Below are 24,025 nucleotides of genomic sequence, written 5' to 3'. Positions count from 1 at the left end.
ATTGAGGAGGGGTTTCATGTATAGAAAAATGATGACTGCATTGCTTGCACTGACGATGGTTGCCGTAACGGCATGCAGTTCGGGGGCAAAGGAAGAACCGTCCAAGGAAGCGGCTGCGCCACTTGCGCTGCAAGACGGCAAGTATGAACCTGCGGTTCAAATGAGCTATTTGCGAGCCTGGAATGATGATACAAAGTTCAAGAACGGAGAGACTGCACAGAACAACGTGCACACCAAATGGGCCAAAGAACGTCTGGGCATCGACCTGACTACACCTTGGGCTGTGTCGGTGACCAACGATGCTTTCTACACGAAGCTTCGCCTCTCCCTGTCGGCTAACGAAGAGCTGCCGGATATCGTCTCCATCCGTGGTGACTACAATCTGGTACGTGAGTTGATTGAGTCAGGTAAATTCGCCGATGCAGGTGAATTGTTCGACAAGTATGCATCCGACACATGGAAAGGGGCTGCCGAATCCGCACCGGAAGAATGGTACCCGTACATGTACGAAGGTAAACGGTATGGTATTCCGATCTTCGACTATGCCTACAACGGCGACCCGGTTATGTTTATCCGTGAAGACTGGCTGAAGAAGCTGGGGCTGGAAGAACCAAAAACGATCGATGAGCTCGTTACGGTAATGGATGCATTTACGAATAAAGACCCGGATGGTAACGGGAAGAAAGATACGTACGGTCTGACAGTCGGCATGAAGATTGCCCTCAATACGTGGATGAGTGAATCCGGCTGGATCTTCGGAATGTACAATACGATGCCGGGGCAGTGGAATGTGAATTCAGAAGGAACACTGGAATATGGCTCAATTCAACCAGGTGTGAAAGAAGGACTTGCTACGATGAAAGACTGGTTGTCCAAAGGCTATCTGCCGAAGGAAGCCGGCGTATATGACGAGATCAAGGCAGCCGAACTGTTTACAGCAGGCAAAGCCGGAATCATTGTGGGACCACACTGGATGCCGAACTGGCCGATCGATGATGTGAAGAAAAATGTGGACGGCGCTACCTACAAAGCAATCGCTCTGCCAACTGGACCAACTGGCGAGAGCCATCACCACGGTTCAGGTGCGAGCAACGGGGTTGTGTTGATCAATAAAGATATGGCCAACCCGGAAATTTTCTTCACATATCAAAATTATTTGTTCGATAACTTCGCTAATCCAGAAGTGGGTGGGGAGTTTGAGCATGGCTTTGCCCAAGGATATGACTTTGATATTGTAGATGGCAAAGTGCTTGGTGAAGCTGATTTGAAAGACGGCGTATCTCCGCTGAAGTACACACTCACTTATGATGGTGCACGGATTCCCAACCTGATGATGGATACCCTGGCTGAACTTGCTTCGGGTAAGGAGCCTGAAACACCATTTGAGAAAAATACGAAAATTGCCAACAAACCTGAAGTGTTCGCTGCGGCTCAAGTCGTGGTAGCCCATAAGGATGATGCAATCAAGAACAAATTCACGGGTGCACCTACGGATACGATGAAAATGAAGAAAGACGCACTCGACAAGCTGGAGAAAGATACGTTCAGCAAAATCATTTATGGTCAGGTTGGCATCGATGAATTCGACGCGTTTGTGACGAAATGGAAATCCATGGGCGGCGATGAAATCACAACTGAAGTCAATGAATGGTTCAAAACAGTCAATTAATACCGTGAATGGTTTACGAGATGAATCATACTAAAGTTATAAAAAAGAATCGTAATATTTCGTGAATACACCGGATATGGGCGGAAAATCGCCTAATCCGGTGTTTTTGTCTTGGTCTGCGGGATGCACAGACAGGGCAGGAGAGAGGATCATTCTTTTTCTAGCGAACAACCGTGCGTAAGACTTATTGTTCCGGGTGAGCTTGAGAGAGTAAAATAATAGGTGGAACTACGAACGTAGATACGTATTTTATATAGATGGTATGCGAAGTTATCAGAGATTAGTAAGAACTTTTGGGCAGAAGACCTTAGTGGACATCAGCAGACATTAGATCAATGGGAAGGCGGTCGAGAGGATGAGTACACTCTATGATCAGGCAATGGAAGAGATGATTGCGGTAATTCATGAATGGTTTGAGGAACAATTGAAGCGGAATGACCTGGAAAAGGCTGTGAAGCGAACAACGCTGCAAATGGGGATCTTTAATGATATTTTGCTGGATTACAGACCTGGAAGGACCACGATAGACAGTGTGGATCTTGGATTGGATGAAGGATTCAAATCGAAGAATCCAGGTCCTTTTACCGAGGAACAGGTGCGAAATGAAATCCAGCCCAAGCTTGTAGAAGTCGTTCAAGAGAAATTGGATAAGTTGGCGGATACAGCGTTGATCGACTATCGGTTTACCTTTCGCGGGAAATTCCCCACGACAGAAGGAAAGCTTCAAGTGACCATGCTCGAATATATCAAAGAAGGGAAAAGGCAGCAGCTGCTTGAGCGCATTCATACATACGTAGACCAAAAGCTGCTGAAAGGTTCATATCCAACAAAGCCGTTGGAATCCTTTTTTCTGACACGTCATCTGCTTGATCCAAAATTGTTTCCTGAACTCAACGTAGCGTGGACTATAGCGCAATATGATCGAATACAGGAGTTAAACAAAGGGCGTCAGGAAGCTCTGGCGGAGCATCGTGGTGATATTATCCGTGCGATAACGTCATGGGCGGAGAATTATTTTTTGCCACAATACTTTGATGTACAGCCTTCAGCGTACAGCGCCAATGTATATACACTCAAGCCAGGTGCTTCTTTGGAGGAAGACGAGGCTCATAGTGAGCATGAGAAGCAGGCGGCACAGCCTATTGATCTGCTGCTATATGCAGCCGTAATGATTCTTCGTTATGAGCCTAGTTACAGTAAACCGAAAGGCCTTACTTTCTTGGAGCTGGCCAAACAATTGGGCAGCGGCCGTGCGGTTCGCATGATGACGGAAGGTAGCGGAACCTATGCCAAGGAAGATATTTATGTGAAAAATGAGCTGGTGGAGTTCACCGCGAACGATGTGTTCTCTATTATTACCATCCACATTCGCAAGGAAGAAGCAGCTGCCTACGAACAGGCCATTGCTTTTATCATCCGTCTGTTGAAGCAGGGCTTCCCAAAAAGCTACAAGATCAAGCTCAAATCCAGCGTGAAGCAATACCTGCCGATTAAAGGAATCGCGAAGTCGGATACGCATCGCTTTTTTGCTAACGCATTGGCATATCCAGAGCTGTTACCGCTTCTTGAAGAATATGCACGTGAAGCCATTGAGGAATTCGAATTTTACGAGGATACCGAAGGTGAGAAGAGCTGTATGCCAGGCAGCTATGCAACATTCGGACTTGGGCTGACAGATGAGCGGTATTTCCCTTTGGTTGAATATTACATGGGCAAAGTAGATGATGAGCATCAGCTGGTACAGGATAAGTTTACCGCTGCCTTTACTGAGACACATGGTGTTACGGTTAATTCTATACCTGCGTTAGTTGCTTGCTTGCGCCGTTCTACGGATTATCTGAAGCTGAAGATCCAGCCGGAACTGGAAAATGAAGAGAAGCTTGAGCCTTTGGTGAAACAGTTGCAAAAGCTGGAGTATTATGAAGTGGAGCGAGCGCTATATCCGATCTGGGGCAAGGTGGAGAAGCTTGCAACGCTGGCCCGCAAGGCCGATGGAAGACGGAAAGAATTGCTGTTAGAACTGTTAAAGGCGGCTGGGAAATAAGGGTATGCCCGTGAGGGCTTTAAGGTAGTTGAGGGCAAAAATGAAAGGTGGGAGAGTGCGTGGAAGCATTAAATCGGGAGGCATGGAAAGGATTATCTGCTCAGGAAAAAGAGGAACTATTGCGTGGTTTGGTTAGTCATTTTCCCGTAGGTATGCAGTATAAAGGATTAGAGACATTTGAACGATACGGTCAGGGAATCGAGACAGGTGTATTTTCATATGATGAGCAGAAATTTGTGTTTGTGCCTGGTGATCGGGTAATACTCGGGTGGAATCGCTGGCAGGATGGGATGAACGACGAGACTTCCGCGGATTTGCTGGAGACGGTCAGTGAGTATGGTGTGGAGGATGTGGATTCTTTTTTATGTAGCCAGATGTCTCCTGTGAGAGAAGTCCATATTGCGCCCATGTTAGTGGAGTGCAGCAACCATTCCCTTGGCTGGATTGAAGTGACGGAAGCTGAAGCGGTAGCGCAGGAGAATGCCTGTTTTACAGAAGAATTGGAGAAATTTAAGCTGTCCGATCTGAACCAATATGAACTGCATCAAGAATTCCGTCTGGTTCGTCAAGGTGAGGCAGTGCAGATTTTTTGGTTCAATGAAGATTTGACGCTGGAGTACCTCATTGAGGAAGAAGAAAAATCGGGTTTTGGTTTATTAACTGAAGATGAGTGGGAGTATCTGTATGGCGGTGGCTGCCGCACATTATTTCCATGGGGAGACAGCTTTGACTACACGATGAAATTAAAGCATTTTGGGAGCCTCGAGGGATTGGAGGGAATCATGGATGAATCGGCAGAGCCGGGCCCTTCCCTATTAGGAGAGGATGATCGACCATATGATCTGGAGCTGCCTAACTTTTTTGGTATCCAGTTTGCAGGAGATCCCTATACGTATGAACTTACGCTTGATGCATCTGGAACCATGATGCCCAAAGGTGGCGACGGTGGCGCAATGATCTGTGGTGGCATGGGACCGTTGGTCGGTTTTCTGCCCGCTGCAGCCGTATACTATCGTGATGGTAATGCTGGTGAGTTGGACTGGGAGGAAATGATTGATTATATGAACTATCGGAGAGTGATCCGTTTAGGCGATTTGGCAAGGTGAATTTTATAGTGGACAAATTAGTAGGGGGACGGTGTCATTTGTTGTGCCTCTATGCATTTTTTGGGTAAATATAATCATGTTAATCACCCCAATATCAGGAGCGAGGGCGCATTGAGTGCAGTTGTATAACCTTTTACAATAAAATGATAGACCTTTTCCATAACATGTTTAACCTATACTAAGGAAAAGAGGGAATATCTTGCCTTCATATACATCGTTTGAATGTTCCGGCCGAGAGGCCTTGTTTCTGTTTCAACTGATGAATATTCCCGAAGCGGACCAGCTTATCAGAGATCTGAATGATCCCCCATTGGAGGGTAAGCAGGCGGAGTGCATATATAAACAAGTTGTTAACCGTCTGGTTAAAGATAGTGTCATTGAAGTAGAAGGTGGACAAGTCACTATAGATCCGCAAGTACATAACCTGCTGATGGGGTGTAAGCTCAGTAGTGCAGTTACCCGACTTGATCTGCATATTGCGGATGGTGAATCGTCCGTGATTTATGGTTTTTTGTCAGGCATGCAAATTGTTGAATGGGTATGGACACCCACACGGGATCAGGCGTTACTGTCTACTTTCGAAGAATTGCAGGATCTGTTCCAACTCATGGGAAACCGGATCGAGTTGCCCGATACGGCAGAGGAAATGATGCGCACACCCATTCAGGCAGAAACGTTGCAGCAACTATCCGCGTTACCGATTGGATCGGACTTCGAGACCATGCAATCGATTCTACAGCAGGACCATCATCTCAATGAATCGTTGATCAACGAGCTATCCCATGCTTTTTCGACGATCCGGAGAAGGGGGCAATTTGACGTGTACACTCGTGGCACGGAGGGTAAGTCGCAAACCATTTATTTTCTGGGCAGTACCGATGGCAATTGGTTATTCCTGGAAGGTAACGATACAGATCTGACCGCATTCAAGGTGACCGAAGAAGAGTTGGTGCAGAGTCTGTTTTTGCTAACGACACGTTCATTATCTATGTTGCCTGCGGTTTAAACAGGTGGAAGCATCTTCTTAAGTCGAAGGAGGAAGTCCAGTTGACCAAAATTATCATGAAAGCGGAGTACCTGAACTCCCTCGCACAGCAGATTGAACAAGTTACCGCACAACTGCAGCAGGTAGATGGCGCTCTGCAACGTTCCATTCAGGGTGCAGCCTGGCAGTCTGGGAATCGTCAAACCATCATTGGGTTATACCAGACACACCAGCAGCGGTTTCAGAGCGCTGGAGAGAATATGCACCAACTGGCGGCATTTGTGAAAACCACCCGTGAGCGAATGGAACAAGAGGATCAGTCAGGTGGTACATTTGGGCTGACCGGAATTAATCCAATCGCTCCATTTGACGGACCAGGAAGCACGGTAGGAACACTGACGGGAGCCGCGGCTGTTGCCCGGTTGGGATATCGCGTGAAAAATGGCTACATGGTCAAGCCGCAGCTGGACCGGAATACGCCACGTATTTTGGTTCGTGAAAGCTACGATTCGGTCAAAGATAACAAGATTGTGAACGGAAGACCCAGAGACTACAAAATTCACTATGTCCGTGACATTGAAGCCAAACTTACCAATGGAACCGCTACCCCGCAGATTAAGGAAATAGCCTCTATGTTCAAGCCGGGTTATGCGGTCAAATCTGCATTAACGGACAAGCTGGGATGGGCAAGTGTTGGCATTGATGTTTTCACAGATACCCAGGAGAACATTAGCCATAATGCATCTAGTGACAAAATTGCTGGAGATATCATCGGTAATGTTGTTGTCGGCAGCGCAACAACCGTTGGCGCAACACTCCTGACAGCGGCTATTCTGCCTGCAGCAGCACCTGTGTTGGCAGTAGGCGCAGTTGGTTTGGGCGTATCCGTAGGCCTGACTTATCTTGCGGAAGGGGTAACGATGAATATGGATCTGGATGGGGATGGGAAGGATGATTCTGTGAAGGATGTCGTTAAGCATGGTGCGAAGAAAGCCTGGTCTACAGTAGCGGGGTGGTTTAAATAAATGGCAAGCAAAAAACGTAAAAATTCAACGACCGGTACCACGGTTTCTGCAATGTATGAAGGAACGTCCTATCACCGGGAGACATTCGAAAACTATCTGGCTGTATATGCGGTAGAGGGCATTCGGTTCAGTGTGGGTACGCTGGTACTTTTCTTTCTTAACATATTTCTGTTGATTCCCGTGTTCAGTGTTCCGTTCCAACCCGTATACGCTTATATTCTCCTGCCGCTGCTGGTGGTGATGAATGTGTGGGCCGTCGCCTTGATCGTAACACCACGAAGGTTGCAGCTGAATTATGTCCTGTTTCGGGGTGTGTTTGGGATCGTCTGTTCTTTGGGCTTTATGATTATTGTGCAAAAGTTTGCATACGGCATGTTGGGCTTCACAACGCCGTGGTACGCCATTGCATCGTTTGTCTTATATGGATTTGCCTTATATCAGTATGCGAAGTTTCATTTGCGTAAACTGCGACAGTCCCCTCACCGAAAAAAAGGGGAAATGGGCTCCAGAATGCCAGTCGCTATGTTAACGATGTTAACGGGAGCTGGATATCTTCTGGCCAACATTTCACTGGCTTTTATTACGCAGCAGACCGTAGCTGTTGTGCTCATGTGTGTGTACATTATGCTGGCTTTTGTCGTATTTCACTTTATTATGGATGTACACCGATACTACTGGCTTCGCCGGGTGTTGAACAAGTCTGATGAAGTTCATGCCAATAAAAACATAAAATGATAAAGGAGGGCGATCACTATGGAAAAAGAAACATCCACTTTACTGCCCAATGGCTCCGTCGTCCTTTTAAAAGAAGGCACCAAAAAGTTAATCATCTATGGACGCAAGCAAATGTTGATGACGGAAACACCACGTCAGTTCGATTATATTGGCTGTTTGTATCCGGAAGGGTATATCAATGCGGATTATACGTATGTATTTAATCATGAAGATATCGAAGAGATCATTTTCAGGGGTTATGCAGATGAGGAAGAAGAGGCGTTTGCTGTAAGTTTGAGTGAATCATAGAAATCTCAAAAAGCCATGGCCTTGAAAGAATGATAAATCATCATCTTCGGGTACATGGTTTTTTTGATGCGATGTGATGTGACATGTGTTTTGCTTTATCGGGACTGATCCACTTCACGAAAACGGGTCGCCGTCTGCTGAAGACTATTGCTTGTCTCCTGCAATCCACGCAAATAATGGCTTATAGACGTTATGCTACCATTTATTCGTTGTAAAAACTCACGCTGGCGCTCACCTTCCCACTGACCTTCAGACTGGTCAATTATCGTTTTGAGCTGCGCAAGGATATCATGTCCGTTCTGCGAGGCCTTGTTGAATTCACCCGCAAGTTGCTGCAGTTCCTCCGGGGATAGATCGATCCGCTGGTCCATTATGATCTACTCCTTATCTTTTCTTCTGTTAAATGCAGTATACTTCATTATAACGTTATTCAATATGAAATGAATCTGGACAAAAGCCTTGTTTTTAGAATCATAGCGATCATTTGGAATAGGACAAAGCACACATCGAATCTGTCCCGCATCAGGAAGAACAGAATGATGTGTGTTGGTTATGTTGTATGATTTCAGTGTGATTCCTTAATTTTAAATTCGAAATTATTTCACTTTTTGCACAGATACCGCCATTTGCTCCAGCTGTGTGTGAGTTAATGCGTTTTTTGGCGAGCTGAGCGTCACATAGCGATCATCCAGTTTGAATGTCAGCATGTCGGTTTGATCCGGTGTGTACCATTTGGCGGTAACGCCGTTGGGCAGTTTTACATTTTTGCCGTCATAGCTGAAGGAGTAGTCTTTGGGTGATACTGTCACGTTCATGTGATTAAAAACAAAGTTTACACCATCCCCGCCAGCACCTACACTTTTAAACGTATCCCCGGCAATCATATGTTGTGGTGCGTAAGCAGTCTCAAATCCTTGGAATTTTGCAAATGCTTTGCGGATGGCAGCCGACTGTTCTTGTGTATATTTCACATCAGCGAACCCGGTAACGCCCTGATCATTGCCTTGTACCTTTTGTACAGATACTGCCACTTGCTGCAGCTGAGCCTGAGTCAGCTTATGATCCGGTGAGCTAATCGTAACGTAACGATCATCCAGTTTGAACGTGAGCATACCCGTTTGATCTGGTGTGTACCATTTGGCTGTGACGCCATTGGAGAGTTTTACGTCTTTGCCATTATAACCGTCCGAATAATCTCTTGGAGACACACCCACTTTCATATGACTGAACGTAAAGCTTACGCCGTCTTCTCCAGCTCCTACACTCTTGAACGTATCACCTGCAATCATTTGCTGAGGAGCGTAAGCTGCCTCGAAACCATCGAACTGTGCAAATGCCTTTTGAATGGCTTCTTTTTGCGCTGCGCTATAGGATACGTTGTTCAGCGTGGATGGGTTGCTTGTAGCCTCACCGATAATGACCTGTCCTTTTTTGCCGTCATACGATACAGGTACATGCAGTGCATCAGCAATGGCCCGTACAGGCAGATAAGTGGAATTGTTGTAAGTGATTGGAGCCAGTTTGTTGCCATTGCCATCCGTTGGTGAGTACGCCGCACCGTCTACATTGAAGCTGATACCATGGTTGAGATATGCCGAGATTTTCTCCAATTGAGTGCCAGCGAATACACCCGTTGCTCCTGTTAAAGTCATGCCCAATACCATCATCGTTGCTGCAGATTTCTTCAAGTTTTTCTTCATCATATTTCTCTCCTTTAAATTGTGTTATTTATAATGGCTTGCTGTCCTTATGGCTTTATATTACCCGCTGAACATATCCAGAATAATTCTGAATTATCTCCAACTTGTAAACATGTGTATGGACGCGGCAAAATATCATTTTGCCTAATTTAGAGAATCATTAAGAGTCAGGAAATGAGGGAAGTCATGACAAACATCGATTTTGTGGCAGAGCATTACGATATTGGGAATATTCTAGACTGCCATTCCATACGACAAGGAAATAGTTCAAAGGCGATGCTCGTTCAGGCTTCATACGGGAAGTTCGTACTGCGTAAACTGAGGGATGAACAACAGGCGTGGACTGAATATAAAATGTATCAGGCATTGGCATCCGCAAATATCGCCCCATCCATGGTACATGCCAAAGACGGCCTTCCATTTATCACGGACAACCATGAAGTCTTTAATCTACAGACTTATATAGAGAATGCCCTTCCCCGTAACCAGATTAACTTGGATTTCATTCGGATAGGTCGGTTGATCTCTCTTTTTCATCGTGTGACGAGTCATCTTGAGATTACCGAACAGGCAGATCGCTTCGCGTTACCCCGATTATGGAGTGAAGTTTCCAGAGAAGTAACCACATCAATATCTGAATGTATACGTTCTCTGCAACAACATACAGAGCATTGCATGGAATACAAGGATCACTATAAAGCAATCATTCACGGGGATCTTGGCATTTGGAATTTGTTATTTACAGAGGAGAGCATCCACATTATTGATGTTGGAGAAGCAAGGAGAGGGGATATTCATTTTGATTTGGCAGCCACGCTGAGTTCCTCCGTTTTTACATCTGTTACAGAGAGAGAAGCAGGAGAGATTGTAGCTGACTTTGAGCAGGGATATACTCAGGGAGGTAATTCTTTCAGCAGGAAAATTCTTTACGAACAAATGCATTTGTGGGTGGTACGAGGACTCTTGACCGTCATAAGAGAGAGGGGGATGGTTCGCCAAACCATCCCATATGTACAACGAAACCTTCAATTACTCGAAAAGTTCAAACATGTACTTTGCGGAGAGTAAGGTTATTCAGTTGAATAAATACAGGACGAAACCGCCTATGCCGAGAACGATGGCACCCACGTATACATAGGTAAGTTTGCTCAGATTTTGCTTGGTCCTGCGATCATACTCGGGGTTGCTGGTCTGATTCGCTTTCGAATTCCCGATGATCATTGTAGCAATACCACCGAACAGGGCAATACCAATAATTAAAATATAGGGCAGCAATGTCATGCGATGACCTCCTTCATTGAAATCAATCGTTCTGTTCATTGTACTTCAGGTTTACCTTGGATGTAAGCTTTTATTGATAAATATAGGAAAATAAAGTTCTTCTCTTACAGTATATATATAGCGCTGAATGGAGCGGATCACTATAATTTTAAAATTTTAAATTTGAGATAAACCTTGTTGTGGCGCGCATTCGCGGCTTTCCTGGACGGAGGCTGCGATTTTTTTGCCCAGAGAGGTGATCCAGATGGAAGAACTCTACGTTACACCCTATGAAGACGACGACGAGGAAACAAAGGATAAACAAAACTAACCGAGGAGTGAACACGTAATGAAAATGAAAATGAAGAAATTTATCGCACCCATGCTGAGCTTGACGTTATTGATGCCGGGAATCGCCGGGGCTGCTTCAACACCACAGACACCGATGGCTACGATGAAAGCAAGTGTTAATACACCTGCTGCTGACCTGAGAGCGAGCTTGGATCATCTGTTATCCGAACACTTTGCACTCGCTGTAACCGCAATGGCGAAAGCATATGACGGAGCAAAAGATGCGGACGCAGCTTATAAAGCACTCGACCAAAATGCATTGGATATGCAGCCGGCTATCGCTTCCCTTTACGGTGATGCAGGAGCCAAAGAATTCGAACGCATCTTCCGCGCTCATAACAAATATACAGACGATCTTGTGAAAGCAACTAAAATGGGCAACCAGGCTGGGATCAAACAGGCACAGGATAACATCAATGGTTTTGTAGAAGAATTCTCTACATTCTTGAGCACAGCAACCGAAGGAAAATTGCCAAAAGCAGCAGCCAAAAATGCTTTGAAAGTACATGAAGATCTCGTGCAAAAAGTATTTGATGAGTATGTCGCTGGTGACTACGCAGATGCATATAAAGCGTATCGTGAGGGCTTCAAAGAAATGTTCGATGTGAGTAAAGCACTTTCCACAGCAATCACAACACAAATGCCTGAGAAATTCGAGAATAGCAAAGCAGATTCACCAGCAGCTGATCTGAGATCCGCATTGAATCACTTGGCTTCCGAGCACTTTGCTCTGTCGGCTCTGCAAATGCAAGAGCAATATGATGGTCGCACAGCAGCATCGAATGCACTGGTTACAGCTGAAGCTGGAAACACAGCGGATTTCAAAGCAGCGATCGCTTCCATTTACGGTAACGACGGTGCAAGTGCGTTCGAGGAAATTTGGGTAACCAACCATGTGAATGCACAAAGCGACTATGTAACAGCCGTTAAAAACAATGATGCAGCGGCTCGTGCAGCTGTCGAGAAACGTATTGACGGATTCACGACGGAGTTCGCGACATTCCTGGATTCCGCAACTGCAGGTAACCTGCCGAAAGCTGCTGGACAACAAGCACTGACTACACATGAGAAGCAAGTGCAGCAAGTATTGGATCAATACGCTGCGGCTAACTACGAAGGTTCGTACACCACCAACCGTGAAGGATTCAAAGTTATGTTTGGTGTAGGTCAAGCCCTTGGTAATGCAATCGTGACGCAATTCAACGACAAATTCCAAGAGCAGCCCATGACACCGACAATGCCCGGAACAGATACAACTACTGTATGGATGCAACTGAACAGCAAAATGCTGAAAATCAATGACAAAACAACCAATATGGACACAACACCAATGCTCTGGAAAAACACAACCTACATTCCACTGCGTTTCCTGAGTGAAGGAATTGGTGCAACTGTGAAATGGGATAAAAAAGCACAACAAGTAACCGTAATGGCTGGTAATGATACGCTGAAATTCTGGGTGAACAACAACGTTATGGAAGTGAACGGCATGAAGAAAAATGTAGGTGCAACGGTCTTTGTAAACAAAGATGGACGTACGCAAGTGCCACTGCGTTTCATCGCTGAGCTTCTTGGCTGGGATGTAAAATGGGCTCAAAAAGATGGTTCCATCACACTGACTAAATCCATGTAATCGCTATTTATAAAAGAAGAACGAAAAGGCTGCCCCATACGGCAGTTTTTTTCGTTTCAGCGGCTTCACTTGGACGCAAAAAGACCACATCAAAATATTCAAATATTTGGTATAATCAGGGGAGTCAGCAACCTCACCGCAACGTGTATATGGATCACGGTACGGTTATGGACTGTACATAATTGTAACACTAGCCCGTTGGAGTCATGTATGTTGTATTATTATTCGGTATGATCAAACAAGAAAAGGGGGTTCAAGCGGATGGACACAGCTTCAAAGCCTGAGGGACGGGCAAAAAACATTGATACCCGTCTGTTTATTGCCTGGGCTGTATCAGTCATTGCGACTGGAGGCAGCCTTTATTTTAGTGAGATTAAGGGATACATCCCCTGTGATCTGTGCTGGTTCCAACGGATCTTTATGTATCCGTTAACGATTTTACTGGGCATTGCCTACTTCAAGGATGATGTGGGCATCACCAAATATGTTCTTCCACTTAGTTTCATTGGGGGCGGAATCTCGTTATATCATGTAACGATTCAGCGTATTTACTCCGCTACGGGGAGTTCAGTGGCATGCGGACAAATTCCGTGTTATACCGATTACTTGAACTGGTTTGGTTTTATTACGATACCGTTACTTGCACTGATCGCATTTATCATCATTATTGTGATGCTGTGGGGAATTGGAAAAACACCAAAATCTTCTTCATAAGAAAGGACAGATAATTGATGAGCGGACAAGTCCGTTGGTTCATGCCCTTCATCATTCTGACCCTCCTGATTGCGGGATGCTCCTATGAGGAGCAGTCCCAGTCTGGTGAGATGCCGGAGATGATCAAAGTACAGTTGGTGGTCCCTGACAAAGCTTCTCTCCATAAGCCTGTGACCTTGCAGGTGAAGCTTACTCAGGGTGAAGTGCCGGTAAGCGATGCGGATCAAGTTCAATTCCAGATATGGGATGAGCTTGAGGATGCCCCGGCAGTCTCGCCTGAACTAGGAATGATGACAGAGGATAAGCTGGAGGAACAAGGCGCCTTGAAGGCAAGCGAGGTAGAGAATGGTCTGTATGAGGTGCAGTATACTTTTGAGCAGGCAGGTACGTATGTGGTTCAGGCCCATGTGACACATGGGGCCATGCATAGTATGCCCAGAGCGAAGATCCAGGCGAAGTAAAGAGCAGACTGGTGTGCGGATTGGTTCGGGGCTGAAAATACGTATATAATTATTAAGATATGAAGAATGTTGTAGGAAAAGAGGCTGTTATGGCAACAATTCATGATGTTGCACTCAGAGCTGGGGTTTCGGTAACCACCGTCTCGCGTGTATTAAACAACCGGGGTTATATCAGTCAGAAGACACGGGATAAAGTGTACCAAACCATGAACGAACTGAATTATCGTCCCAATGAAATTGCCCGTTCTCTGCTGCGCAAGCAGTCAAATGTAATAGGTTTGATTATTCCTGATGTGTCTCACCCGTTTTTCGGAGAACTGGCAAACTATATTGAGTATCATGCATACCGGAACGGGTTAAAAATGATGCTGTGCAACTCACACATGGACCCTTCCAAAGAGCGAGAATACGTGGAGATGCTCAAGGGTAACCGGGTCGATGGAATTATTATGGGAAGCCATACGCTCGAAGTGGATGAGTACATGAATCTGCATTCTCCCATCGTTACATTGGACCGACAAATCAGTACTGACATCCCGTTCATCTCATCTGATAATTATCAAGGTGGGGTTATGGCAGCCGAATTGCTGCTCTCCAAGGGCAGACGACACGTGGCGCATATCTGCGGCAATCTAGGGCTGCAAATGCTGTCTAATCGCAGAACTACAGGTTTCACGGACACACTGAAGGCACATGGAATCCAGCCGGTCATGATCCATGAAACCGACCTGAATGTGTTCAGTCAGCATCAGTATACCGAATTGGTCGGAAAACTGCTTGCTCAGCATCCCGAAGTGGATGGACTGTTCGTAACCAGTGATCTGATGGCCATTCATGCCTTGAAGCAAATCGTGCTTCATGGTCGCAAAGTTCCCGAGGATATCGCAATTGTTGGTTATGACGACATCCAGGCGGCGGGTTACGCGATGCCAGGAATTACAACCATAAGGCAGCCAATGGAGGCCATGGCTGAGCTAGCCGTAGAGTTGATCCGAGGCCAGATCGCTGAGGAGGAAATCGGGATGGAGCATATATTGCCAGTCACACTGGTGGAGAGAGAGACGACCTAAACAAGGTCGTTTTTTGCATGCTTTTATGCGTCTATACATTCTAATAATTAATGGGAAGGTAACTTATTTATTTTATGTCAAACGATTGACATGTCAAACCTTTGACACTATAATCATTTTTGTAAGCGGTTCCTTTTATAATATTGAACGGGGGCAATAACAGATGAAAAAAGAATGGAAATGGATGAAATTATCAGTCTTATCATTGGTTATGGTAGTTATTCTTTCGGCATGTGGCGGTGCCAAGTCAGGAGCGGGAACGGAGTCATCGTCCGCATCCGGTGATAGTGTCAAAATTACACTGCTGAATTCCAAAGCAGAAATAAACAGTCAGTTGGAGCAGGCAGCAAAGGATTTTCAATCTGAGAACCCTAATATAACACTGGAAATCGTACCTGTAGGAAGCGGGCAATCTCCTTTTGAGAAAGCCTCGGCGCTCTATGCATCTGGCAATCCGACAACAATGATGATGCTGGATACAGGGGATGTTGAGAAATTCAAGGACCGTGTTATGGACCTTACCTCTGAAAAGTGGATGAAGGATGCCGTCGAAAATAGCACCACGGCAACAACATTTGAGGAGAAAAACTATGCATTTCCACTCTCCATTGAAGGATATGGCTTCATCTACAACCAGAAGATACTGGATCAGGCCGTAGGCGGCACATTTGATCCCCAATCGGTGCAAACCACTGCACAGCTCGATGAATTGTTTCAGAAGATTGCATCAACCGGAAAATCACCCTTAATTGTATCACCTATGGATTGGTCGCTTGGCGCCCACTATCTGGCACTTGCATATGGCGGACAGTCTCCGGATCGCGCCAAAGTGGATCAGTTCATAAGTGATCTGAAAGCAGGTACAGTGGATTTGGCTTCCAACGCTGTATTCAATGGCTTGATGGATACGTTCGATCTGATGAAGACCTATAACATCGACAAAGCCTCCCCGTTGTCCGGGACGTATGAGCGTGGACCCGAAGTACTGGGTAAAGGCGAGGTTGGCATCTGGTTTCAAGGCAACTGGGCATGGCCGCAAATTCACAGCTTTGATACCGCGGATGGGCAATATGGCTTCCTGCCGGTTCCTATAAGCAACAATCCCGATGATTTTGGCAACACGCAAATTTCTGCAGCCGTATCCAAACGCATTCTGATCGACAAAGAAAAAAGCACACCAGCGCAGCAGGAAGCTGCGAAAAAATTTCTGGACTGGATAGTCTATGAGGCTAAAGGTCAAGATTTCCTGGTGAATCAGGCCAGCGTCATTCCTGCATTCAGCAATATTACACTTGAACCGGCTGATCCGCTGGGCAAGTCGATTAGTGAATACATTAAGGCAGGCAAAATTGAGGAATCGATGAGCGCGCTTCCAGCTGACCATTGGTCCAAATTGGGTGCTTCCATGCAGAAATATTTGGCTGATGTGATTGACCGTAATGGACTCGCCAAAGAAATTCAAGATTATTGGACCAACGTGAAATAAACTGAAGCAGCGTTAGGGCATAGATAAAAGCAACTCTTTATCTGTTGTCCACCGGGTTTTGGATGCTTCACATAGAGAATGGTAGGGATTTCGGGGACACTGGTCGGGCGGGAGATCAACTTTCCGCGCCCGCTTCGTCTTCGGGCAACCGACTGTATACACCCTGGGATAGAGTGGAGGATAACGATGCTTACCGAAAAAGGATTTTGGACCCGATTGCGCACCCGACTAATTTTTACGGGTCCAACACTATTTGCGTTTGCAACGGTCATGATTATTCCGTTTCTGTACGGGATTTATCTGACGTTTACGGATTGGGATGGTATTGCTGTTGAGCAAAGTCTTGTGGGCTGGGACAATTATATCGGCGTGTTCAAGGATACCGTGTTCTGGAAGTCATTCGGGATGACTCTGGAATACGTATTTATTACCGTGGTGTTGACCAATGGCGTGGCATTTCTACTTGCTTACGCGGTAACACGTGGTATGAAGGCACAGGGCTTGTTCCGGGCTGGCTTTTTTCTACCCAATCTGGTCGGCGGAATTGTGCTTGGATTCATATGGCAGTTTATCTTCAATCAAGTACTGGTTTTTGCCGGTCAGAAAATGAACATTCCGCTGTTCGGAACATCATGGTTATCGGACCCTGATAAAGCGTTCTGGGCACTAGTTGTCGTTACCGTATGGCAGTACGCAGGATATATGATGGTGATCTATATTGCAGGGCTGATGAATGTGCCCAAGGATGTCATGGAAGCGGCCAGTATTGATGGAGCAAGCAATCGCAGAATGCTGGCACGGATCGTTTTGCCACTTATGGTACCGTCGTTTATCGTATGCATTTTCCTGTCCCTCCAACGGGGCTTTATGGTCTATGATCTCAATGTCTCCCTCACTAGCGGAGGACCCTTCAAAAGCACAGAAATGGTATCCATGCATGTGTATGAACAGGCCTTTCTGGCACGTGATTACGGGCTTGGTCAAGCAGAGGCGTTTGTACTGTTTATTCTAGTCGCTACGATTACATTACTCCAAGTCTATTTCAGCAAGAAATTGGAGGTGGAGGCATAATGGCTGGACAATCGCGCTTGTTGGGCTGGGCCAAGCTGTTTTTATTAATTGTAGCGATGATGTTGTTCATTTTTCCGTTTCTGCTGCTCATTACGAATTCATTTAAGGCAAATCAGGCCATAACTTCAGATCCACTGGGCCTGCCAGTGTCCGTTCAATGGGATAATTACGTTAGTGCCTTCGATAAAATGGGGTATATGTCTGCCTTCGGAAATTCTTTGCTAATTACGGTGGCAGGTGTGTTACTGATTGCAATGCTCGCTGCGATGACAGCTCATTATTTTGTACGGCACAAAAGCAAGCTGAACCAATATCTTTTTTTTCTGATGGTGGCAGCAATGATTATTCCTTTTCAGGCAATCATGATTCCACTCGTGAAAATATATGGTTCACTGGGGATGCTGGACAACAAATGGTCACTTATCTATATGTATATCGGCTTTGGCAGTCCACTCGCCGTCTTTATTTATCATGGCTTCATCAAGAGCATCCCGCTGGAACTGGAAGAAGCGGCTCTAATAGACGGCTGTGGCCGAGTACAGACCTTCTTTCGCATCGTATTGCCGGTGCTCCTACCAACAAGCGTTACGATTACCGTGCTGAACGTCCTGTGGATCTGGAATGATTTCTTGTTGCCCTCTCTGGTACTGACTTCATCCGAACAGCGGACACTACCGTTATCCACCTTTTATTTTTATGGTACCTATACGGTTGATTATGGTCCATTAATGGCTGGTTTGGTGCTCACCTTGCTGCCAGTGCTAGTCGTGTATCTGTTTGCACAGAAGTATATTATCCAAGGCGTGATGCAGGGGTCCATCAAATAATTGGTTTCAGATTGATTGCAGTAGAGAGACAGGAGTGATAGACATATGAATCAGGAATCATACTTGAAACGGGAAACAGAAACAAAACAAGACACGGACAATGAACTACTGGAAATATCGCATCCTGCACAGGGAACTTATACACTAGCCCGCTCAAATGCGTATATCAGGGAACAACGTCAAAAGGTTAATCCGGCTTACCGCCTGGCATATCATTTGATGCCTGAAGTGGGCTGGATGAATGATCCTAATGGTTTTGTATACTACAACGGGATGTATCACATGTTCTATCAGTACTATCCCTATGCTCCGGTATGGGGACCGATGCATTGGGGACATGCGGTGAGCAAGGATCTGGTTAGCTGGTCTTATCTCCCGGTGGCGTTAGCTCCGGATCAGAGTTATGACAGTGGAGGGTGCTTCTCAGGAAGTGCTCTCGTTCAGGGCGACAAGCTGCTGCTTATGTACACGGGACATGTCGTGACTGGACCAGACAAAGACAATGATTACAGGCAGACGCAGAATATCGCTGTATCGGACAATGGCGTTGATTTTGTCAAAAGTGTGCTGAACCCGGTCATTGGGCTGGATCAGATTCCAGAGCATACAAGTCCGAGGGACTTCCGTGATCCCAAGGTGTTTGAACGAAATGGGATTTATTATTGTGTGCTGGGTTCAAACGACGGGGCTGGCCGAGGTGTAATTCTGTTATATCAATCCACCAATCTGGAAAAATGGAGCTACGTCAACGTCATGGCGCAAAGCGACGGTACACTTGGAGACAACTGGGAATGTCCCGATTTATTCTCTCTTGGAGGCCGAGATATTTTGATCATGTCACCGCAGCGGATGCCCGCTCAGATGGATAATTATCGAAATTTACATTCCACGGTTTATATGATTGGTACATTGGATGAGAAGCAGGGTGTACTGGAATATGAGCAATATGATCCACTCGATTACGGGTTTGATTTTTATGCACCGCAGACAACGGACGATGAGCAGGGCCGACGCATCATGGTGGCGTGGATGGAAACATGGGAAACGGATATCCCAACGCAGCATGGTCATCATTGGGCAGGAGCGATGACGCTGCCACGGCAGATCGTTCTGAGAGGAGAGCGATTGTTCTTTCTGCCGATCGCGGAGCTGAAGCAATATCGCACAAACGAGATCAAGCAACAGAACATCCATTTGGACGGGATACGTGATTTGGATATGCCAGGAGACCGCTATGAACTGTATGTTGTTTTTGAATCGGGAACGGCAGAGAACTTTGGATTGAAATTACGTGTGGGTGAGGGGGAAGAGACCGTTATCACCTATCAGGTGGAAGAGCGTAAGCTTCGTCTTAATCGGGATCGTTCGGGAAATGGCCTCGGAGGTGAACGTGCTGCAGAAGTGGAGCTGAATGACGGCAGGCTGGAGCTGCGAATTTTTGTGGATGTCTCATCGGTTGAAGTATTTATTCAAGGCGGGGAGAAGGTCATGACAGCGCGTATTTATCCGGGACCGGACTCAACGGGAATATCAGCATTTTCCTCCGGTAACTGCACGTTGTCTGAAGTATTCAAATGGGATCTGAAGGTTTAAATGGGATCTGAAGGTTTAAATGGATAGGAACTGTTCCCACGCGGATTGCTGCGTCAGGAGCAGTTCTTTTTGCGTAAACGAGAACTTTCCAATGAGTTGAGTATGGTTTAAAATTTGACCTTGACCTTGAATTATACTTCAAGGTTTATCCTTGGTGTATTACATCAAGTTGGAGGTAGAATAATGAGGATTTTAGAATGGATATTGGTACTCATCACGATATTAGCTACGGCACTTATGCTGGCGGCTCCTAAGCGCCGTGCGTATTCCATGGGGATGTTTTCCGCTCTCGTGCTGGCAGTGCTGCTGCATGGCATTATCAATCATTTACGAGTGCAGATGCTGCCTACCTATATCGTGTTGCTTGTACTTATAATTCTGTGGAGCGTTCAATTCGTAAGATGGGGACGCCGTAGACACTATTCTCACCATGCACCCCAGAGCACGTTGAAATCCAGACGTCGCTCATGGATCACAACGTCCCTGTCCTCTGTTCTGGTGCTGGCTCTCAGTGCAGGTTCCATAGTGTTGACGTCGTTTTTCCCTGCGTTCACGATGCCTGAACCAACAGGTTCATTCGCCATAGGCACCTTTTCTCAGCAGCTAACGGATGAATCCCGCGAAGAGACCAAGACGGCTGAAGCGGGTGATAAGCGTGAGCTTATGATCAATGTTTGGTATCCTGTAGATCAGGAAACGGCCAAAGGATTGCCGCTAGAACATTATCCGGCCGAGTTGGGAGAGGCGATCAGTCTCGTATTTGGAATTCCACCGATGGTGTTCAGTTACCTGGATACGATTCCCACACATGTTGTTAAGGGTGCTGAGGTATCTGCCGCACAGAGTAAATATCCAGTATTATTGTTCTCCCCTGGAGTGCGCTCAGCACGTTTTCAAAGTATGACCGCGATTGAGGAACTTGTAAGCCATGGCTACATTGTTGTTGGGATCGACCATCCGTATACATCTGCTCAAGTGACATTCCCGGATGGACATATTGCTTCATATGAGCCAGATCCTGACTATCCAACGTCAGAGGAGCTATATCAACATAATATAGAAGGTGTTGGTATTCGTGCAGCCGACGCAAGCTTTGTACTGGATACACTCACCCAGTGGAATACACAAGATCCGAATCAGCTGCTCGAAGGCAAGCTTGATCTGGATTCTGTCGGTATTTTTGGTCACTCCTATGGTGGTGCAACAACAGCGGAAGCGTTAGCCCAGGATGACCGTTTCAAAGCAGGACTCAGTTTGGAAGGCGGATTCTGGGGCAGTGTTTCTACGACAGCTTTGAAACAGCCGTTTATGTATATTATGTCAGGAGAAACAGCCAAAAGCCTGGACCCAAGCGTAACCGAGAGAGACAAGGTGTTCTATCCCGAGTTTGAACCGGATTTGGATTACGTGATGTCACACAGCTTGAATGATACGTATTACTTAACCGTGGATGGCTTTTTCCATCAGAGTTTCACGGATATCTCCTTAATTTCACCCAAGATGTTTGCCAAGGGCATGACGCCGGAGCATAATGTGGACATTACCAGATCGTATACATTGGCATTCTTTGACCGTTACTTGAAGGGAGAAGAGGAGCAACCATTGCTGGAAGGGCCGTCAAACCATTTTCCGGAGGCCACCTATGATATGAAGTATACCAAGCTGCGCAGCAAGCAGGAGGAATAATGCATAGAAGGATGGAGGAGTAGGCATGAAAACGATGACAAGAGGAGAGTTGGCCAAACGTACGGGTGTAAGCATGGCAACACTTCGATATTACGAGGACAGCGGGATTCTGCCTGCTCCCCGTCGTTCATCCAACGGATACCGTGTGTATACCGAAGATTATCTGGTTAAGATCAAATTCATTAAGGATGCTCAATCACTGGGTTATTCATTAAAGGAAATAAAGGATACGTTACAGCTGCTCAGTCAGGAGGATGTGGAGAGCGAAGCACTAAAAGAACTCGTTCGTGACCGAATTGAAGAGATTCAACTGCATATCGATAACCTGCAGCAGATGCAGACGCTTCTTGCCGGGTTGCTTCTGACGCCAGAGCATGATATTCACAATTATATTGAATCTTTCCGAATCAATAGGGAGGAGGGGAATACGTAAGGTGACTTCATAATGTAACTTCATAATGTAACCCTGTAAACAATTAACACCTTCGAAGAATTATCTCTGACGCGTCCGGCGTGAGAGATATCCTTGAAGGTGTCTTTGTTGTTCCAACCATCCCGAAATTGATTCAAAACAAACCTGCTTCACGCAGAAAATGGTGCACAATTGCCGTCTGATACTTGATCCGTTCCGAACGGTTCAGACTCCAGCAGGTTTCTACCGTAACCGAGCGCGCTTGAAGCAGGCGAGCTGCGGCTGTTCGTGCTGAACCGGGCAATTCGTGTTGCTTCAGGTTGAAGTGTCTGTCACGAATGGGAATTGACCGATTCATTCGCGCTATTATTCGTTTGCATACCGGAACAGCCCGGCTGCCAGGATTGGTAATCAAGGTTTGTCCCAGTACCTGTGAACTGCGTTGGGATAATCCGTTTGCTTCATGCAGGTCCAGCCACCAGGCAGGCCCATATTGACGGGCAAGCCCAAAGACAGCGGAAGCAAGCGGATGTTTGGCTTTGCCAGAGAGATGCCGCGGGAACGTGCGGTTTAAATCAGGTTTTCCTCGGCTGTTGTTCCGATAGGCCTTCTGATTCACCCGTGGCACAATAATGAGGATTCCGCGAACCACGTGTCGTCGTCCTGTCATGCAGTCATTAGCCAGCTTCTGCGCAGCGGCCATGCTTGCGGTTTCGTTCCCGTGAACTCCTGATGTGATCATGATGACGGGTCCGGGCTTCGTGCCTCGAACGATGTAATAGGGAGTGGCGTGTGCACTGGATGCAGCAAGTGTGTGTTTGGTAACAAGCATGACACTTCACCTCCAATATTACAGTACGTCATGTCCTTCCCGCATGTAACGGCATTTGAACAGGCCCTCATCCAGATCCTAATAAAATAGGCCAGTCAGTACACCCGATGAATAATATCCTCAAAATCCGGTTCTTTCATCTCGACATCTTCAATCTGGCCCCATTGCTCGAGCTGTTTCAGAATGTCCATCGTGCTCCACTCTTTACGATTAACTTCGACGGTGACGACTTGGCCTTCTGCCCCTGTAATCTGAATGGCGGACGATATGATATCCGGCATATGAAACGAACCCCGATACGTCACCCGGATAAGCGTTGGCAGACCGATGGTGTCACGTAGGGAGGGAATTGAGCCGTCATACGTAAGTTGGCCGTGATTGATTACCATCACCCGACTGCATAGCTGCTCAATATCGTCCATGTCATGGGTGGTCAGCAAAATCGTTTTGCCAAACTCTTCATTTAATGTACGAAGAAATTGACGAATGTTCCGCTTCGCATTCACATCTAGTCCAATCGTCGGCTCATCGAGAAAAAGTAGTTCCGGATCATGCAGCATGGAAGCTGCGAGATCGGCACGCATTCGCTGACCAAGCGAGAGCTTGCGGACAGGCGTGGCCCAGAATGATTCAAGATCCAGCAGCTCGGCGAACTGGCCCAATCGTCTCTTTTTGTCCTCGGGACGGACTCCGTACATCTCGGCCAAAATATCATACGAATCCTTCACAGGCAGATCCCACCAGAGCTGGCTGCGCTGTCCAAACACCACACCTAGACGTCCAACCGTGCGGCGTCTTTCCTGATGTGGATTCATGCCACCGAGCAACACCTCACCCGAGGTTGGATGGAGGATACCCGTCAGCATTTTGATCGTGGTGGATTTGCCAGCCCCATTCGGGCCGATATAACCAACAAACTCTCCTTTGCCAATATCAAAGCTAATGTCTCGCACCGCTTCCTTGGACAGATATTCGCGTGAAAACAAGGTGCGAAGCCCGGAGAACCGGCCTTCGCGTACCACAGGAGTTTTGAATTCCTTTTGCAGATGGCGCGCTGTAATCATGGTCATGACGATA

General features: G+C 46.4%; 23 protein-coding genes. 18 read left to right on the top strand and 5 right to left on the bottom strand.

Annotated elements, in window-relative coordinates; all coding sequences use genetic code 11:
• Positions 1-16 precede the first annotated feature (16 nt).
• The 7 genes from Q0V21_RS17485 (at position 17) to Q0V21_RS17455 (ending at position 7,852) form a co-directional block, all read left to right on the top strand.
• Positions 17-1,669, top strand: a complete 1,653-nt coding sequence (locus tag Q0V21_RS17485; RefSeq protein WP_079350155.1) for an extracellular solute-binding protein — start codon at positions 17-19, stop codon at positions 1,667-1,669.
• Between the two features lie 355 nt (positions 1,670-2,024).
• Positions 2,025-3,713: a DUF6138 family protein gene (locus Q0V21_RS17480; protein ID WP_301879883.1), complete on the top strand. Its 1,689-nt coding sequence runs from the start codon at positions 2,025-2,027 to the stop codon at positions 3,711-3,713.
• Positions 3,714-3,772: 59 nt separating this feature from the next.
• The gene (locus tag Q0V21_RS17475) at positions 3,773-4,819 is read left to right on the top strand and encodes a hypothetical protein (protein WP_301879882.1); all 1,047 of its coding nucleotides are present in this window, start codon (positions 3,773-3,775) and stop codon (positions 4,817-4,819) included.
• Between the two features lie 199 nt (positions 4,820-5,018).
• Positions 5,019-5,825, top strand: a complete 807-nt coding sequence (locus tag Q0V21_RS17470) for a hypothetical protein (RefSeq protein WP_301879881.1) — start codon at positions 5,019-5,021, stop codon at positions 5,823-5,825.
• A 41-nt stretch (positions 5,826-5,866) separates the two neighbouring features.
• The gene (locus Q0V21_RS17465; RefSeq protein WP_301879880.1) at positions 5,867-6,829 is read left to right on the top strand and encodes a hypothetical protein; all 963 of its coding nucleotides are present in this window, start codon (positions 5,867-5,869) and stop codon (positions 6,827-6,829) included.
• On the top strand, positions 6,830-7,564 hold the full coding sequence (locus Q0V21_RS17460; protein WP_443145239.1) for a hypothetical protein: 735 nt from the start codon (positions 6,830-6,832) through the stop codon (positions 7,562-7,564).
• 18 nt (positions 7,565-7,582) lie between these two features.
• On the top strand, positions 7,583-7,852 hold the full coding sequence (locus Q0V21_RS17455; protein ID WP_301879869.1) for a DUF4176 domain-containing protein: 270 nt from the start codon (positions 7,583-7,585) through the stop codon (positions 7,850-7,852).
• 95 nt (positions 7,853-7,947) lie between these two features.
• Here the strand turns inward: Q0V21_RS17455 and Q0V21_RS17450 are convergent, their stop codons facing one another.
• Together Q0V21_RS17450 and Q0V21_RS17445 are read right to left on the bottom strand one after the other, a co-directional pair.
• Positions 7,948-8,223, bottom strand: a complete 276-nt coding sequence (locus Q0V21_RS17450) for a WXG100 family type VII secretion target (RefSeq protein ID WP_053780166.1) — start codon at positions 8,221-8,223, stop codon at positions 7,948-7,950.
• 225 nt (positions 8,224-8,448) lie between these two features.
• Positions 8,449-9,555 carry a stalk domain-containing protein gene (locus Q0V21_RS17445; RefSeq protein ID WP_301879867.1) on the bottom strand — a complete coding sequence of 369 codons (1,107 nt, stop codon included), beginning with the start codon at positions 9,553-9,555 and terminating at the stop codon, positions 8,449-8,451.
• Positions 9,556-9,738: 183 nt separating this feature from the next.
• Here Q0V21_RS17445 and Q0V21_RS17440 point away from each other — a divergent pair, with 183 nt between their 5' ends.
• Entirely contained in the window at positions 9,739-10,620 is an 882-nt protein-coding gene (locus tag Q0V21_RS17440; protein WP_179132853.1) for a phosphotransferase enzyme family protein, read from the top strand.
• Between the two features lie 6 nt (positions 10,621-10,626).
• Here the strand turns inward: Q0V21_RS17440 and Q0V21_RS17435 are convergent, their stop codons facing one another.
• Complete coding sequence (locus Q0V21_RS17435) at positions 10,627-10,833, bottom strand: hypothetical protein (protein WP_024631462.1); 207 nt, start codon at positions 10,831-10,833, stop codon at positions 10,627-10,629.
• A 334-nt stretch (positions 10,834-11,167) separates the two neighbouring features.
• Between Q0V21_RS17435 and Q0V21_RS17430 the strand changes: the two genes are divergently transcribed.
• The 10 genes from Q0V21_RS17430 to Q0V21_RS17385 all read left to right on the top strand — a co-directional run bounded on the left by Q0V21_RS17430 (position 11,168) and on the right by Q0V21_RS17385 (position 22,137).
• A complete protein-coding gene (locus Q0V21_RS17430; protein ID WP_301880622.1) occupies positions 11,168-12,796 on the top strand; it encodes a copper amine oxidase N-terminal domain-containing protein in 1,629 nt (542 codons plus the stop codon).
• Between the two features lie 261 nt (positions 12,797-13,057).
• Positions 13,058-13,510 carry a disulfide oxidoreductase gene (locus Q0V21_RS17425; protein ID WP_024631460.1) on the top strand — a complete coding sequence of 151 codons (453 nt, stop codon included), beginning with the start codon at positions 13,058-13,060 and terminating at the stop codon, positions 13,508-13,510.
• A 17-nt stretch (positions 13,511-13,527) separates the two neighbouring features.
• Positions 13,528-13,971, top strand: a complete 444-nt coding sequence (locus Q0V21_RS17420) for a FixH family protein (protein ID WP_024631459.1) — start codon at positions 13,528-13,530, stop codon at positions 13,969-13,971.
• Positions 13,972-14,060: 89 nt separating this feature from the next.
• Positions 14,061-15,041, top strand: coding sequence for a LacI family DNA-binding transcriptional regulator (locus Q0V21_RS17415; RefSeq protein WP_079350147.1), 981 nt, complete (start codon positions 14,061-14,063; stop codon positions 15,039-15,041).
• Between the two features lie 163 nt (positions 15,042-15,204).
• Positions 15,205-16,527, top strand: coding sequence for an ABC transporter substrate-binding protein (locus tag Q0V21_RS17410; protein ID WP_301879866.1), 1,323 nt, complete (start codon positions 15,205-15,207; stop codon positions 16,525-16,527).
• A gap of 186 nt (positions 16,528-16,713) precedes the next feature.
• Positions 16,714-17,598 carry a carbohydrate ABC transporter permease gene (locus Q0V21_RS17405; protein ID WP_079350146.1) on the top strand — a complete coding sequence of 295 codons (885 nt, stop codon included), beginning with the start codon at positions 16,714-16,716 and terminating at the stop codon, positions 17,596-17,598.
• Complete coding sequence (locus tag Q0V21_RS17400; protein ID WP_301879865.1) at positions 17,598-18,425, top strand: carbohydrate ABC transporter permease; 828 nt, start codon at positions 17,598-17,600, stop codon at positions 18,423-18,425. The genes Q0V21_RS17405 and Q0V21_RS17400 overlap by 1 nt, the downstream gene beginning before the upstream one ends.
• A 45-nt stretch (positions 18,426-18,470) precedes the next feature.
• On the top strand, positions 18,471-20,018 hold the full coding sequence (locus Q0V21_RS17395) for a glycoside hydrolase family 32 protein (RefSeq protein WP_301879864.1): 1,548 nt from the start codon (positions 18,471-18,473) through the stop codon (positions 20,016-20,018).
• 183 nt (positions 20,019-20,201) lie between these two features.
• A complete protein-coding gene (locus Q0V21_RS17390) occupies positions 20,202-21,704 on the top strand; it encodes an alpha/beta hydrolase (protein WP_301879863.1) in 1,503 nt (500 codons plus the stop codon).
• Between the two features lie 25 nt (positions 21,705-21,729).
• Positions 21,730-22,137: a MerR family transcriptional regulator gene (locus Q0V21_RS17385; protein WP_301879862.1), complete on the top strand. Its 408-nt coding sequence runs from the start codon at positions 21,730-21,732 to the stop codon at positions 22,135-22,137.
• Positions 22,138-22,270: 133 nt separating this feature from the next.
• Here Q0V21_RS17385 and Q0V21_RS17380 read toward each other — a convergent pair whose 3' ends face one another.
• Together Q0V21_RS17380 and Q0V21_RS17375 are read right to left on the bottom strand one after the other, a co-directional pair.
• On the bottom strand, positions 22,271-22,948 hold the full coding sequence (locus Q0V21_RS17380) for a M14 family metallopeptidase (protein ID WP_079350141.1): 678 nt from the start codon (positions 22,946-22,948) through the stop codon (positions 22,271-22,273).
• Positions 22,949-23,043: 95 nt separating this feature from the next.
• Positions 23,044-24,012: an ABC transporter ATP-binding protein gene (locus tag Q0V21_RS17375; protein ID WP_301880621.1), complete on the bottom strand. Its 969-nt coding sequence runs from the start codon at positions 24,010-24,012 to the stop codon at positions 23,044-23,046.
• Positions 24,013-24,025: the final 13 nt, after the last annotated feature.

The sequence above is a fragment of the Paenibacillus sp. 11B genome, from assembly GCF_030487755.1.
GTDB lineage: Bacteria > Bacillota > Bacilli > Paenibacillales > Paenibacillaceae > Paenibacillus > Paenibacillus vandeheii.
The sequence above is the reverse complement of the archived record's forward strand: the minus strand, read 5'-3'. Positions and strand labels throughout refer to the sequence as shown.